The following is a 13812-nucleotide window of genomic DNA, read 5'->3' as shown; positions in this document are numbered from 1 at the left end:
AAGGGAGCTAGGATGAATAAAAGCGAGACATCACAGAAAGAGGACAGTGGGGCAGAGGAGCCTCACGATCTAGAGGAGGTATTGGACCGGCTTTGCGATGAGTCGGGGGGGAAGAGCGAGGTCAGCATTGAGCAAATGATGGAAGCTGTCGGGCGGAGGTCATTCGGTCCGGTTATCTTGTTCTTCGGGCTTCTAGCGGTGACGCCATTGAGCGGCATCCCGACGATACCGTCGATCATCGGGATTCTGGTAACATTGATTTCGGGACAGCTCCTTCTAGGAAGGAAGAGTTTTTGGCTGCCGCAGAAGCTGCTGAGTCGATCGGTGCCTCAGGACAGATTCGAGAAGGGGCTGAAAAAGGTGAGGCCGGCTGCACGGTTCGTAGATCGATTTATCCGTCCGCGGATGGGGTTCATGACGGGTGGGATCGGCACGGCTGTAGTAGCGGGTTTTTGCGTCCTTATTGGAGCGACGATGCCTCCTCTGGAGATTGTGCCTTTCCTTGCTACCACTGCGGGAGCCGCCCTGACTGCATTTGGCCTGTCATTGATCGCCAACGACGGCTTGCTCGCGATTATTGCCATGGTTATTTCCGGTGCGGCGCTTTACCTCGCCATTCGCAATTTTTTGCTTTAGGTCGCTAACTGCTGTCCATATGCCATCGCCGGCTTGGCGCATACCTGTCAGCTCAATTTCATGTGCGAGCATCAGTTGTTCGATATACGCATTTTTTATAGGTTCCCGAGTTGAAGCAGGTTAATCCATGGGACTGGTGGATCACGTGCGTAGTGTCTGTGATCATCTGGTAGAAAGGGAATTAACTCGATCCATTCTGCGTATTAGAAAATATTGTATCTCCTAAAGGGAGTTTCATTGATGCCGATTCCGAGGTTCTGCCGCTGCTGGCCTCCTCGAAAACTCAAATACTACGTCGGCTACTATGAATAAATCCTCTTCAAAAACTCGTGAACTCGAAACTCTTAGCGAAAAGGCCCGGGATGGTGAGTTGATCTTTCGTACGATCGGCCAGATCTTAGAGAAGAAACCGAGCAGCAAAGGTAATTTGGTGGGCGATTGTCATGTGATGAAGGGCGCTGTAACCCTTATCGGAGGGGAGCCGGGATGTGGGAAGAGTCTGGCAGCCTTGAACTTGGCGATAGCGGGCGCGTTGAAGTCCGATAGGAACCGGAAAGATGTAGACTGGATGGGACTGAAGGTGAATCGCGAATTCACGACAATGGTTATCCAGTTCGAAAATGGAGCTATAAGGCTTTACAGTGAGGCGAGCCAATATCCTAAATTTGATTACGGTGAGAGGGTTTTTATCTCTAATCCTCCTACCTTTGGAGAGCGGTTTGGTGAGGGGACATTCGCCAAGAAGGTCAAAGATGCAAAGAAGCTAATAAACCCGGATGTTGTTGTCATTGATCCCTGGACATCCATCTCCGATGGCGACAATCGAGAGGCAGTTGTGAGGGTTATCGGAGAGATTCGTAGAGTATTCGGGTGCGATGAGGATAGTCCTGCCTTAGTTATCGTTTCACACACGGCTAAGCCGAGGGGAAGGAATGCAAAAGGCGTAGCGATGTTGCACGATATTGCTGGTTCGTTTGCCTTGGCGGCTCATGCTAGGGTTGTTTTCATACTTGAAAGAGCTAGCTCCGATCCGGAAAGCGATTTGGTCAAAAGCACGTGTGCCAAAAACAATAACGGTATTTTGGGTGCGGTTAAGACCTGGCATCGCAAACCAGGGGTCTTTCTACCTGCGGATGAAAAGGTAATTGTCGCAGCGATGCCTCCAGCGGTCGCGAAACCCGACAAGGCTCACAAGGCTAAGGAAAGGTCAAAGAGAGCACAGAAGTTTTTGCTGGAAACCCTATCGAATTCCCCAGGGGAAACCAAGTCACGCCAAGAGCTTGTGAAGGCAGTTGATGAGAAGGGTTTTGGGAAGAAGGATTTTACTGGTGGGATTATCCTTTCTTTGGAAGCTTCCAAGAAAGTCACGCGTTTCAGGAATGGTAAGGCTGAGATGGTGAAACTGCTCAAAGAGGAAGAAGAGGCGCCTGAGACCGAGACCACTGGTGGCAAAAATTGAATCTCTAAGCATGCGTCTGTCTGTCTATCGTTTTCACTCTCCCCCCGTAGGGGGGAGTTAACAGACAGATGAATGTTACTTTGCCGTCGAGGAGGCGATCTTTTCAGATTTCTTTCCTTTCTCGCTCACTCTCTTGGGGAAGAGAGGGTTTCGCTTCGCTTTCGAAATCCCTGATTTGTTTTTCCAAGGGTTTCGACTTTTCCTCTAACGTTTTCAGGGTTCCGGCTGTGTTCTTTTTGATGTACTGGACGAGGTGTCCGTAGAGGGATTCGAAAAGGGGGTTCGAAGCTTTTGAATCTTTACGATGTGCTCCCAGCGCTTGTTGAGTAGAATTTGAGACTTCCTCCTGGAGAGTGATGGTATCATTGATTGTCCTGCAGAAATCTTGAAGTCTCTTGAAGCGGCGAATGAGATTTTCTCCCAAGGTTCGAAGTTCTCGAAACTTGATTTTTATATCAGCGGTTTTTCGTTCAAGGGTTTCGACTTCTGATTCGAGTTTGAGGGTTTCCTTTTGTTTGTCGGAAATCGTGTTCGAGAGGGTTTCGTTCGAATTCTTGGTTTTGGTGAGTTGTTTTTCTATTTCCTGAGTTTCCTGGTGAAGCTTGGTTGATTCTGATTTCAGGGTTTCGAGCTTCCCTTTTTGATCGTGCAACGCTTTTTCAGAATCTTGGAGGTATTTTTGTGCCTCCTTTAATTCCTCCTCTTTGCGGGCTTTTTCCTCGCGCAGCTTTTCTAGGGTTTCGTCTGGAGCAATGTCCCCTTTGGCTACCTTGAATTCGTGTAGTCTTTTAGCGGCCACAAGTTCGATGTGCTGCTTGTAGTCTGCCTTCGCTTTCTCGACGGCTTTCTCCAGGTGGGGAATCCCTTTATGAAGTTTCGGTAGCTCTTCCTCCAGAAAGCGATCGACAATGTCACAGACTAAGTAGTCCGTTGGAAGGCGTTCAGTCGCGCGTTCGCGTTTCCGCAAGAACTTGTCCAGGTCCTTGGAGAGTTCGTCAGGCCATACTCCTCTTTCCCGCAAGCGAAGTAGGGCGATCAACGCAGGTCCCGCATGCGCGCTGCGGTTGTTACCCTGTCGAGTATTTTGGTTTTTAAGGGTTATTTTATTCAGTTCGGGTGTAGGCCGGCAAAAGCGTGTCGTGATGAGGTCAATATGCAGGCATCCAGCGTTGGGATGAATCGAAGTCAGGATGACGTTTTCGTTTGGGTCGATCCGGTCGAATGCGTCAGTCACCTTGTCCGCGAGCTTACGAGTCAAAGGTGAGATATCCACTCCCAGAGAATCTAGTGCCCGTAGGATGTAGTCGTGCTCTGGGAACAGGGTGGCCGCTTGCTTTTTCAAGACGCCTCCGCTTCGTTTACGGCGTTTCCATCGTCCATGCTTGTCGAGTGCGTAATAGTGATCGAATGTTGTCATCTTTTCATTTCTCCATTCTTTTGCTTGTTCCTTAGTCCGAATCTCCGTCCCGTCGCGACAGTATGAGCTGCCAGGTCCAAGGGATTCGAATTCGAATCCCTCCTCCTCCAGATCTACAGGCCCAGAGATGGCTTTCGCGATCTCGGTTTCGGCCATAGCTACCAGCTTCGACTTTAGTTGGTCCGCCTTCGATTTTTTGGTATGGACCACTTGGTGTAGAACCGCGGCAACGCTGTCCGCGCTGCCGCTTGATTTCCTTTTTGCGCCCCGAGATTTATTGGATCGAGCCATGGTCAAGACCCTCCTTTTTTCTGTTCGGGTTCGGCTTCTCAGATTCCGGTTCTCGCTGAGGTGGCGTCGTTCTATTCGCGCTTTTGCTCCACGACCTGAAAATGTCGTAGGCGGCGGCGTTCGTGCCTAGCCATGCCAAAATATGAAGACGGGCATGCTCGAGGAATTGTGGCGATGGATGGTATCCGAGATCCTCAGCGTGTTGTTTGAGTGCTGAAATCGTAAGAAACGGTTTTGAGTCGCATGGCTCAGTCACCTGCAGTGAATCTCTCCTCTTGGATGCTGTTTCCAACTTCTTGCGGCTTTTGCTCAACAGGGTTGGATAGTTCTTCTTTAGAGCGGATTGACCCACTTCCAAAACGGATTCGGGCAGGATTACATTTTCATGAAGTCCGGGCATCAGTTTTTGAGAAGCCTCAATGGCCGTGATGATTGTGTCTTTTTCTTTATTTTTCACGCCCTTTCTTATGGGCGTTTTTCTCCAGATTTCTTAAAGTTTTTATGCAGATGATTTAAGTGCCTGATAATCAACATGATTTTTTATGAAAAAAGAGAGTATCTTGGTAGTTTATACAGTTCCATGAACCCTAAACTCTATTTTTCTTTAGAGCTTATACTCTACCGCAACCCTGAATTATAGAGGGTTTCCGTTATGCGGATGAACGTTGAAACCTGTTTCAACCTATATCATTCGATTGGGCAGGGAGTATCTAAATGCATTTGGATATAGAATTCCGCAGTACTGACCTTAATCCCTGATTCCTGTTTTTGACTGACTAAAAGGCTAACGCCGAAACTCTGTTTGTGACCATCGTTTCTGTTTGTGGACAATGACCAAGACGGCGAAATGGCCAAACGCGTGTGGAACGCTATTTGTTTGATCCATTTCGGCTGCTTGGCCCAGATGAAATCGGGCACCTCGCGGGAAGAGTCCTTCTCGCTCAAGGTTTGCCTGCGGCGGCTTTGCTTTTTGTCAGCGTGATCCCTAGCGCGACACTTAGCCAAAAACGGAAACGAACCCCTCGCCGAACTGATTCTCAGACCGGGCTTGGTTTCTGACGTATGCTACTTTGGAAGTAGCGTACTACCACTACCGATTGGATGACATGTGAATGGCACGAACGATTTCGAACCCGGAGACGACTAGGATGCTCTTAAGAGGTTCTCTAAATCTTCGGGCGAGGCCATCGTTAGATATCGCATGGCCTCTGATATGTAGGCTTGCTTGAAGTCCTCATCGCCGGCGAATTTGCGGTAGAGCTCGAGGTCGTTCTTGCGTTGCTGGTTGACTGCCTGCTGGACGATTTTTTCGAAGGCTAGCCTGCGGTTCTGCACGTCGTCGTTGTTGACGACCTGTGCCTCGTAGTTGGGATTACTGACGACGTTGCGAAGGATATTTACGAAGCGGACGCGTTGGCTCTCGTCGGTTTCTTCCCAACCCGCGAAGAAGCGTTCGTTGAAGCTTCGGATGATGTCATCGAGCGTCTCTCTTTCTTCCTCGCCGCCTGGATTGCGCGGATTCGGGTTTTGCGGGTCGAGTTCCGTATCCGAAGAGTCGAGTCCGATAGTGGAGTTCAGCTTCACTCTTGATAGGCCGTAGGACGACAGGTCGACGGAGTTTAGAATTTCGTCCATCTGGTCTCCACCCGTGTCTGTAATGTGAAGCTTGGGAATGAGGAACTTGAGGAACCAATGCAGCATTTCCCAATCGGGATTGTTGAAAGGGATCATGCAGGCGACTTGTCCGTAGATCTTCACGAACTGTTTGGCCCGAACCTTGAAGCCAACCTTCTGATCCTCTTCTAGCTCTAGCTCGTTGTTGAAGCGCTCGGCGGCGATATCGATGATGGGACTAAGCTGATCTGCGGGGACGTTGTTGAAATAGAGTTCGTTGAATTGGATGACTTCGCTTTGCTCGTAGACTCCTTCTTCGTCCAAGAGGTCTTTTAAGTCATGGAGGACGTTCACGTCCGTCGCCGCCGCGAGCGAGGTGGAGGTGTAGAAGGGGTCGAAGGCTCGTTTGATGTCTTCGGTCGCATTGTAGAAATTCAGTATGAAGGTATCGTTCTTTCCGAGTTTCTTGTTCGCCCGATTGAGTCGGGAAAGCGTCTGCACGGCCAGAACGTGCTGAAGCTTCTTGTCGACGTACATGCTGTGAAGCTTTGGTTGGTCAAATCCGGTCAGGTACTTGTTGGCGACCACGAGCAGCTTGTAGTCGTCGCTGTCGAATTCGTCGGGAATGTCCTTGGATGGGAATCCGTTCAGGGACTCTTCGGTATGCTCGATTCCGTCGACCTTCTTCTTTCCGGAGAAGGCAACGATGGCTTTGAAAGGCGTGCCGCGTTTCTTGAGAGCTTCACGAATAGCCAAGTAATAGCGGATTGCGGTGACAATGTTGCGCGTTACGACCATGGCCTTGGCTTTTCCCTTGAGCTTCTTGGGAGTCCACACGTTCTCCATGAAGTGGTTGACCATGATCTCCGCTTTCACGGCGATGGTTTCAGCATGGCCTTCGACGTAGGCTCGCAATCGCTTCTGTGCCTTCGCGGTGTCGAAGAGCGGGTTGTCTTCGACAGATTTTTGGATTTCGTAGTAGCTGCGGTAGGTCGTGTAGTTAGCGAGTACGTCGAGGATGAATTCCTCTTCGATAGCCTGCTTCATCGAGTATAAGTGAAAGGGGACGAACTTGCCGTCCACCAGCTGCACTCCGAACTTCTCCAACGTCGCGTTCTTGGGGGTAGCGGTAAACGCGAAGTACGAAGCGTTCTCGCTGAGCTTGCGGCCTTCCATCGCTTTCAGGATTTTGTCCTGCAAGTCTTCCGGCTCCTCTTCGTCCTCTTCGTCTTTGCTCAAGGCCGTGCTCATCTTGTCCGCGGCTTTGCCGCTTTGGGAGGAGTGGGCTTCGTCGATGATCACGGCGAAGTTCCGTTCGCTCAACGACTCGATCCCTTGCACGATGAATGGAAATTTCTGGATGGTGGTGATGATAACCTTCTTGCCGGACTCTAGGGCCTCCTTGAGGTCTTGGGACTTGGTGGCGTGAGCGACGATATTCTTTACCTCAGAGAACTGCTTGATGTTGTCGCGGAGCTGTTTGTCCAGAGCTCGTCGATCCGTAACCACGATGACGGAATCGAAGACTGGCGCGTCGCTTCCTTCGGCGTAGAGCTCGATTAGCTGATAGGCCGCCCAGGTAATCGAGTTCGACTTGCCCGATCCGGCGGAGTGCTGGATGAGGTAACGCTGACCGGGGCCGTGCATCCCCGCGTGCTGTAGTAGTTTTCGGACTACGTCGAGCTGCTGGTAGCGGGGGAAGAAGAGTGTTTCTCTGGTCTTGTCGGTCTTGGGATCCTTTTCCTTAATCAGCTTGCAGAAGTGCTCGATGATGTTGGTGAGGCTTTCTTTGCGAAGAACCTCGTCCCATAGATAGCTTGTTTTGTGGCCGTTGGGATTCGGAGGATTTCCTTTTCCGTTGTTGTGCCCTTTGTTGAAGGGCAGGAAGAAGGTTTTCTTACCCGCGAGTTTGGTGGTCATGTAAACCTCGTCGGTATCGGCGGCGAAGTGGACTAGGCAGCGTTTGAAGTTGAGCAGCGGTTCCTTCGGGTCTCGGTCCTCTTGGTACTGCTTTCTTGCGTGGTAGGTTGTCTGACCGGTCCAAGCATTCTTCAGCTCTATGGTGGCGATAGCGATTCCGTTGATGAAGATCGCCATGTCTATGGAAAGGGCAGGTTGGCTTTGCGAGAAGTGGACCTGACGGGTGACGGAGAAGATGTTCTTTTCGAAGTTCGCTTGGACCTCGGGATTGGTGGCGTTGTAGGGGAGGCTGTAGAGCAGGGTAAGTCGGGCGCTGTCGATGGAGAGTCCCTTTTTGAGTACGCTCAGTATGCCGTCCTTGAGGATCTTCCGGTTAAGGCGTTCGAGGATGAGGCGCTGCCAGTTGGGGCGGTCTTGCAGCTTCTTCAATTCCTCGGCTTGTGTGGACTGGAGGAACTCCCAAAAGAGTCGGGTATCGATGGCGAACTCCTTGTCGAAGTCGCTGGGCCAGCCGAGCTGGTAGCCGTGTTCGGGAGAGAGACCGTAGGGCGCTCCAGTCTCGGAAACGATCAGCTCGCCGTTCTCGTCTTTCTTGAGCTCGTCGCGCGATAAGCCCGTCAGCGCTTTTTCGATACAGGATTCAAGGGCACGTTCGTTGGTTTGGGAAGGAGACATGGGAAGAGTGAATTCTGAAGAGTGAAAAGTGAAATTGGGTAGTCTAACTAGATTTCGTTTTCTTCACTATGGTCGTTAAGATCGCAACGAGTTCGTTTGCTTCGTCTGTTAGAGGCTGAAGTTTGGATTTGGACACCACGTTGGTCGCGATTAGTAGCCGTAGCCAATAGAGAGATTCGCGGGCTTCTTTGCAGGCGATGTACATTTTGGCAGTGAAGTCGGCTTTGCTTTGACTCCCGTGAGCTTCCTCAACGTTCGCCCCAATCGATGTCCCAGATCGGAGCAGTTGATTGGAAAGCGTTCGAGATACTCCGGGTTCAGAATTGAGTGAGTCGCACAGACCGACAACCCGAATTGCGAACGCGAAGGTCCGTTCTTGAATTCCTAATGGTTGGCTTTCCATTTCACTCTTCACTCTTCACTCTTCAGATTTCTCTCTGAGCTCATCGTCGCTGCCTTTGATCCAGAGTTTCGGAGCGTTCAGCACGCTCTCGATAAATGCGTCACCGCTAGCGGCCTTTTGCGCAAAGCCCTTGGCGGTGATGGTGTAAGGATTGATCTCACGTCCCAGTGAATCGGATACGGGCCGAAGTTTGGGAGTGAGCTTGCGTAGGCCAACGCTGCCGATGGCGAAGAAGTCGACGTCGCTGCTTGCCTTTGCCTCGCCACTGGCTGTTGAGCCAAAGACGAAGGCCAGCTGGATGCCATCGATTTCCTTGATCGCTTCTGAAAGCGAGTCGGCGAGTCCGCTGGTCTTTTCGACGATGCCTCGAAGTTCCGGAAAAATTGGATGGGAGTCGTTGGCCCGGAAGTAGAGTCGGTTGCCGTCGCGACGCGAGACAAGTAGCTCTGTTTCTTCAAGGCGCTGTACTTCCTTCTGCAATGCTCCTACTGACATGCCACTTTGCTTCGCCAGGTCGCGAAGATGGAGCTCTTTCGCTGGATCTGTGAGCAGCAGTCGAAGGAGTTCGGCTCTGGCTTTTGGAAATAGGGAGTGGAGGGTAGTCATGGAATGTATTAAAAATTCATACAAACGTATTCTTTTTTAGTACAGAGGAAAGTTCAAAGTTTATTCCTCGAGAGGGTGGCTTGAGCTGCGGGATTGACATTTGTAACCGCAATGCGATCTTCTTCCCGTATCCGATGGTGGAAATTCGGCTCCATGCCGTGTGTTTCGGGTCTTATGGCCAGTGAAACCTATAATCATCGGGTTTTTAGTTTTTAAGGATCGAGACATTCATTTTGTTGATTAGCTGGAGGGCGATGCCTGACTATAGAAGGCTTCATCTCGTCCAGACTGGGTGTTCGTTCCAGTTGGGAGTCAGTCCCATTTGCTCTAGGGGTTGGGGGCAGGTTGGGAGTTGATTGTTGATGAGCGTCTCGACGCGTTGTTTCCAATCGGCAGCGAAGGGTTTCTCGGCGGCGCAGCGGTTGAGCAGAGTGTATTGGATTAGGAGGCTGGCGAACAGTCGGTCGCTTCCAGGTAAGAGAGGCGGTTCCCATTTTTTGCCATGAGGTAGGCTCGGTTCGATGGCCCAGGAGCGATCCCAGAGACGGGCATGGTGGGCGCAGATGTTGCGCACGTAAACGAGGTGGTGCAGGCAGGATGCAAAGGTTTGCGGCTGCATTCCGTAGCGATGAGCGATGTACTTTTGATCGTCGCGGCCCATGCCTTCGATCATGCGCGAGAGGGCACCGAAGGACATGATTTCGGTGGCTACCCAAATCGGCAGATCTGGATACTCCGAATAGCGTTGCTTGAAGTGATCGATAAAACGTTCGCGGGAACGGTCCGATTCCTCTCGCAGCTTTGCGAGCCAGTTGGCGTGCTTGAAGGTGCGGAAGAAATTGCTAGGGTCGGTGTGTCCAAATGCCTGATACGCTTTGCCGAAGCTGTAGGCGACCGTGGTGCGGACATCCAGTTCGATCACCTCCATCGACTCGTAGACGAGGTCGCGCAGCGCGCGGTCGAATTCGTAGGCCTGGCGGATTTGCTCGAAGGTCGTTCCCGGCACGAAGCGATGTCGAAAGGTTTCGAAGGCGAGGCTGTAGCCGCTGAAGCGGTAGTAGTTAAGGTGGCGGAGGAATTTCTCCGCCTCGGGCTTGTCGGAAACCACCAGCCCATGGGATTCCAGTTTTTCGATCTGCTCGGAGATCGGCAGCCACTTCTTCTGGTAGGAGACTTTCATCCGATGGCGTCTCCTCTCCGTACGGCCCTGGTGTCTGGGCAAAAAGAAACGCGCCCTTGATGTGCATCCTCCTTGCGGACGAGCGGCACGGCGCGTGTGTTACGTTCCAAGGAACCGCAAGGCGTCGAATGTGCAAGAAAATTTGTACGCTTTCTGCGTAGTGCGGGTGAGTGGTTTGCCTGAATTGAGGAGGGGAAAGCTGTGAATTCTGATTCGATGCGGCGCATGGGGAAGCGTGAGAAGTGGTGGGTTGTGAAATTATCAGGAGTTTCTTTGGTCGACTGTTTCCACTTCAATTATCCGTCCATCTAAATGGTCAAAGTCGCCGTCAGTCGTGACAAGAATAGCGTTTGATGCATAGGCAATGGCTGCGATCCAAGCGTCGTTTTGTTTCATTGGTTTCGCAGGTTTGGGCGCAAGACCGAATGTTTCAGGTTCGATTGGCTTTCCTTGTGACCAGGCTGTGATTTTCGCGTAGGCGTACGAAACGCTTTCTTTGTCGATGCCGAGAGCCGAGAACTGCCTGAGGCCGGCCTCGAGTTTGTTTCGTTTCTTCGGACCCCAGCCGTTTCGTTCGGCGAGTGCAAGGATCTCTCCGCGGCTGATTGACGATGTGAAGGTGATGCAATCTTCGGCCGCAAAGTCTAGTCGCGCAAAAGTCTCACGAGCCCATTCCGCACCTCGGATGAATCCGAGTAGCATGTTTGTATCGAGAAGGTAACGGCGCATTCTTTGTCTCCTCAGTCGAGTTGAGCCATGAGTTCATCGATGGATTCATCGCCGGGCCAGGTATTCCAGAGTACCATGGGATCTGCTCGTTTCTTCGACTTTGTGCTAAGCTCGGGGAAGAATTCAGCAGTTTCTCCGACGGAGATTCGTGGCATCTCGTCGAAGATCGAATCCTGAGAGGTTTGCACGCTGAGCTTTCGAGCTTCGATGAAACGGGGCGTTCCATTGGCTTTGAAGTGAACGAGGCCTTCGATGGTGACGGGCTTGCCCCAAAGTGGTCTGAGCGATTCCTCGCTAAGGAATTCTTGGTGAATGGAGCCACGTAGCTTTTGGCCTGCTGTGAGAACCAGGAGGAACTGACGGTCGCTGTACTGAATGTGGTCGAGCCGACCGCTCACGATGAAGGCTCTGGGCTCGGGGAGTTTTTTCTTTTTGGCTTCGAAGGTTTCGTAAGATCGTTGGGAGAGTTCAAATGTTCCGCGAGCGTTCCCTGTGGGAATGAGTTTGTATTTTATGTCCGCATCACGCGCGACTTTTCGAAACTCTAGCGCTGCGTCGAGGAGACCAGAGTCGAAGCGTTCGCTCGAATCGCCATCACTCAGGGCCTCGTCGATGGCTTGGGCGGCAAGGGTGAGTGCGGTGTCAGAGTTTTCAGGCGGTTCGCGCCAGAAGTCGGATTGGACGAAATGCTCCTTGGCGGTGGCCCCGATTTCGGGCGCGTCGATTTCAAGTATGGTCGAGCCTTCGGTCAATCCGGTGACGACGAATGCGGTGGTTTCGGCGAGCCACTTCGGTTTGCCGCCTTTGCTCTCGCCGGTGGCCATGAGTCGGGTGGCTCGTTCGGCGGTCTTGATCAAGGCCCCCAGAACCTGATGGAGGTCGCTCGCCTTTATCTGCCCTTGCGGCTCTTTGAGGCCGTCGAGTTTGAGTTGGTAGTGTTGATTGCTCATGGGGAGAGTTTATTATGCTTTGGCCGCAGTCAGAATTGACTCGCAGAGCTCGTTTAGAGTTTGGGAATGTATGCCTGATTCTGATGCGAGAGTCAGCCATTCGCTGATGAACATGGAATTTTTCTTTAGTTGGCCTGCTCCTCCGCACCTCTTCCGGGCTTCCTGCATATAATTACACAGGTCCTGAGTCGCGAAATCGGCTTCTACGGACTTCCCGAGGTTTTCAGGCCATGCAATGCAATTAGTAGAAGTATAGCCTGCAGCTGGAAATGCGTCTTTCGTCGGATTTCCGACCAAGCTGAAAAGCGTCAAATTGTCGGGCTTCTGTTTCTCTCTGTTGTCACCGGTCTGATTCGAGTCGCAGTCAAAAATTAGAAAGTAGGGAATGCCCAGCTTGTTTGCGATGGCGACGGGATGTATGAGGTGGCTCTTGCCATTGGTAGAAATCAAATGGCAACCAGATGCGTGGAAATCGTCCCAGAGATCGAAGATGTGTAGAGCCGTTGTGATGAAGGCGACGTCCTCTAAGCCTTCGACGAAGACTGGAAACTGGCAGAAGAACATTTCATTGAGGTGAGGAAGCAACGACTGGTTGATCTTAACTCGTAGGCTCGATGGGTTGTGGATCTCTTTGTTGTAACGATGCTCGTTTAAGTAGGTGCTGATGTCGTTGCTGGATGAATACGAGGGTATGGATTGGCCTTTCTGTGGGTCCTTGTGGAGAAGTCGGACATTTTCGAAATCTTTGCCTTTGACGAAATGCGGACTATGAGTAGTTACGAGGACTTGTGAGTTGTTTGCTGCTAATTCCGCGAACACTTCTGATAGACGGCGAATCTGAGGAGGGTGCTGATACAACTCCGGTTCTTCGCACGCGAAAATGAGAGTAGGTAGATTGTCTGACTCCAAGTTTGCAACTTCGATGAGAAGAGCCAGCAAGTAAGATCGTTGTAGTCCATGCCCCATTCTAGACAGCTTGCCGGAGAATTCGCCTTCGCCCGTGTAAACTCCAGCGCTGGGGTCCTGGACTTGAACCGATTTAGCGGAGTCGGTTAACCATTTGAGATTTAGGCTGGCATTTTGATGTGACCAGGTAGCAAGACGCCTTTGCAAATTTCCGCTGACTTCATCGAGAGCTGATTGGTTTTCTCCCAAGAGCTTTTCGTAGGCGATTAGGGTGTCGCTTTTCAGCTTCTCTAGCTTTTCGCCGAAATTTGTCTTCTGGCGTACAGTTCTGGCGAGTAGCTGGCCAAGTGCCGACTTCTTTGATTCTTCTCCTTCCTCTTGTGCGTCTTTGACCGCCGGAGCATAGACCCACTGTATATATCGATTGAGTTTTCCAGAATTAGAACCGTAGAATTGATCTTCGCTTGGCAGCTCTTCGCATTGATCAGGATTTGAGGCTTCGTAATCTCGAAGGGCTTGCTCCATATCGCCCTTTGTTGGTGCTGCTGCTATGCCATCGTATTCGGACCGGAGCTGTTTGAAGATGATTTTCAATTCAGCAGCCGAAGCTTTCTTCGAAAAAAAACGATCGGCAAAGACACGCATGCCCATGCGACTGCCGTACTGCTTGACCTCCGCTTTGCTCTGAGATGTGTCCCAAGCGGCTTCAGCTGTTACGATTAGTCGATCCTGGCGAGCGTAATGGGAGAGTTCTTCGTTCTCTTCTCGGCTAAGATTGTCGAAGGTGACGGTTATCCGAATTGGTTCTTCCGTGTACTTATTGTGAAAATCTTCAATATCGAGTTCCTTGACGTTCGGGAGGGACGAGGTCGGGTTTTGAAAGAACAGGTTTAAAGCGGACAGAACATTGGACTTGCCTGCTCCATTTGGACCGACGAAACAGGTGTAGTCATCCAGTGGAATCGTTTCGTCATTAAACGAACGAAAGTTCTGAATTCTGATTGAGGAAAGTTTCACAGTTAGAGT

11 protein-coding genes are annotated in these 13812 nt (G+C 51.2%); 2 read left to right on the top strand and 9 right to left on the bottom strand.

What is annotated here, in order from left to right; all coding sequences use genetic code 11:
• Positions 1-12: 12 nt before the first annotated feature.
• A complete protein-coding gene (locus QEH53_RS00775) occupies positions 13-636 on the top strand; it encodes an exopolysaccharide biosynthesis protein (protein ID WP_309021207.1) in 624 nt (207 codons plus the stop codon).
• 304 nt (positions 637-940) lie between these two features.
• The gene (locus tag QEH53_RS00770) at positions 941-2095 is read left to right on the top strand and encodes an AAA family ATPase (RefSeq protein WP_309021206.1); all 1155 of its coding nucleotides are present in this window, start codon (positions 941-943) and stop codon (positions 2093-2095) included.
• A 103-nt stretch (positions 2096-2198) separates the two neighbouring features.
• On the opposite strand, the gene QEH53_RS00765 is transcribed toward QEH53_RS00770, so the two are convergent.
• The 9 genes from QEH53_RS00765 to QEH53_RS00730 form a co-directional block, all read right to left on the bottom strand.
• Positions 2199-3722 (bottom strand): hypothetical protein, encoded by a 1524-nt coding sequence (locus QEH53_RS00765; RefSeq protein ID WP_309021205.1) that lies wholly within the window; start codon positions 3720-3722, stop codon positions 2199-2201.
• A 64-nt stretch (positions 3723-3786) separates the two neighbouring features.
• Positions 3787-4260 carry a hypothetical protein gene (locus tag QEH53_RS00760; RefSeq protein ID WP_309021204.1) on the bottom strand — a complete coding sequence of 158 codons (474 nt, stop codon included), beginning with the start codon at positions 4258-4260 and terminating at the stop codon, positions 3787-3789.
• 686 nt (positions 4261-4946) lie between these two features.
• Positions 4947-8012 (bottom strand): DEAD/DEAH box helicase family protein, encoded by a 3066-nt coding sequence (locus QEH53_RS00755; RefSeq protein ID WP_309021203.1) that lies wholly within the window; start codon positions 8010-8012, stop codon positions 4947-4949.
• Positions 8013-8055: 43 nt separating this feature from the next.
• Positions 8056-8415 carry a four helix bundle protein gene (locus QEH53_RS24125; protein ID WP_345785689.1) on the bottom strand — a complete coding sequence of 120 codons (360 nt, stop codon included), beginning with the start codon at positions 8413-8415 and terminating at the stop codon, positions 8056-8058.
• A gap of 15 nt (positions 8416-8430) precedes the next feature.
• Complete coding sequence (locus QEH53_RS00750) at positions 8431-9021, bottom strand: nucleotidyltransferase domain-containing protein (RefSeq protein WP_309021202.1); 591 nt, start codon at positions 9019-9021, stop codon at positions 8431-8433.
• 274 nt (positions 9022-9295) lie between these two features.
• Positions 9296-10201 carry an Abi family protein gene (locus QEH53_RS00745; protein ID WP_309021201.1) on the bottom strand — a complete coding sequence of 302 codons (906 nt, stop codon included), beginning with the start codon at positions 10199-10201 and terminating at the stop codon, positions 9296-9298.
• A gap of 261 nt (positions 10202-10462) precedes the next feature.
• Positions 10463-10930, bottom strand: coding sequence for a type II toxin-antitoxin system VapC family toxin (locus QEH53_RS00740; RefSeq protein ID WP_309021200.1), 468 nt, complete (start codon positions 10928-10930; stop codon positions 10463-10465).
• Between the two features lie 11 nt (positions 10931-10941).
• Positions 10942-11880 carry a hypothetical protein gene (locus QEH53_RS00735; RefSeq protein ID WP_309021199.1) on the bottom strand — a complete coding sequence of 313 codons (939 nt, stop codon included), beginning with the start codon at positions 11878-11880 and terminating at the stop codon, positions 10942-10944.
• 12 nt (positions 11881-11892) lie between these two features.
• Positions 11893-13803, bottom strand: a complete 1911-nt coding sequence (locus QEH53_RS00730; protein WP_309021198.1) for an AAA family ATPase — start codon at positions 13801-13803, stop codon at positions 11893-11895.
• Positions 13804-13812 lie beyond the last annotated feature (9 nt).

Origin of the sequence: Pelagicoccus sp. SDUM812002, from assembly GCF_031127835.1 — a bacterium.
GTDB lineage: Bacteria > Verrucomicrobiota > Verrucomicrobiia > Opitutales > Opitutaceae > Pelagicoccus.
Note: the sequence above shows the minus strand (reverse complement) of the source record. Positions and strands in the feature narration are given on the sequence as shown.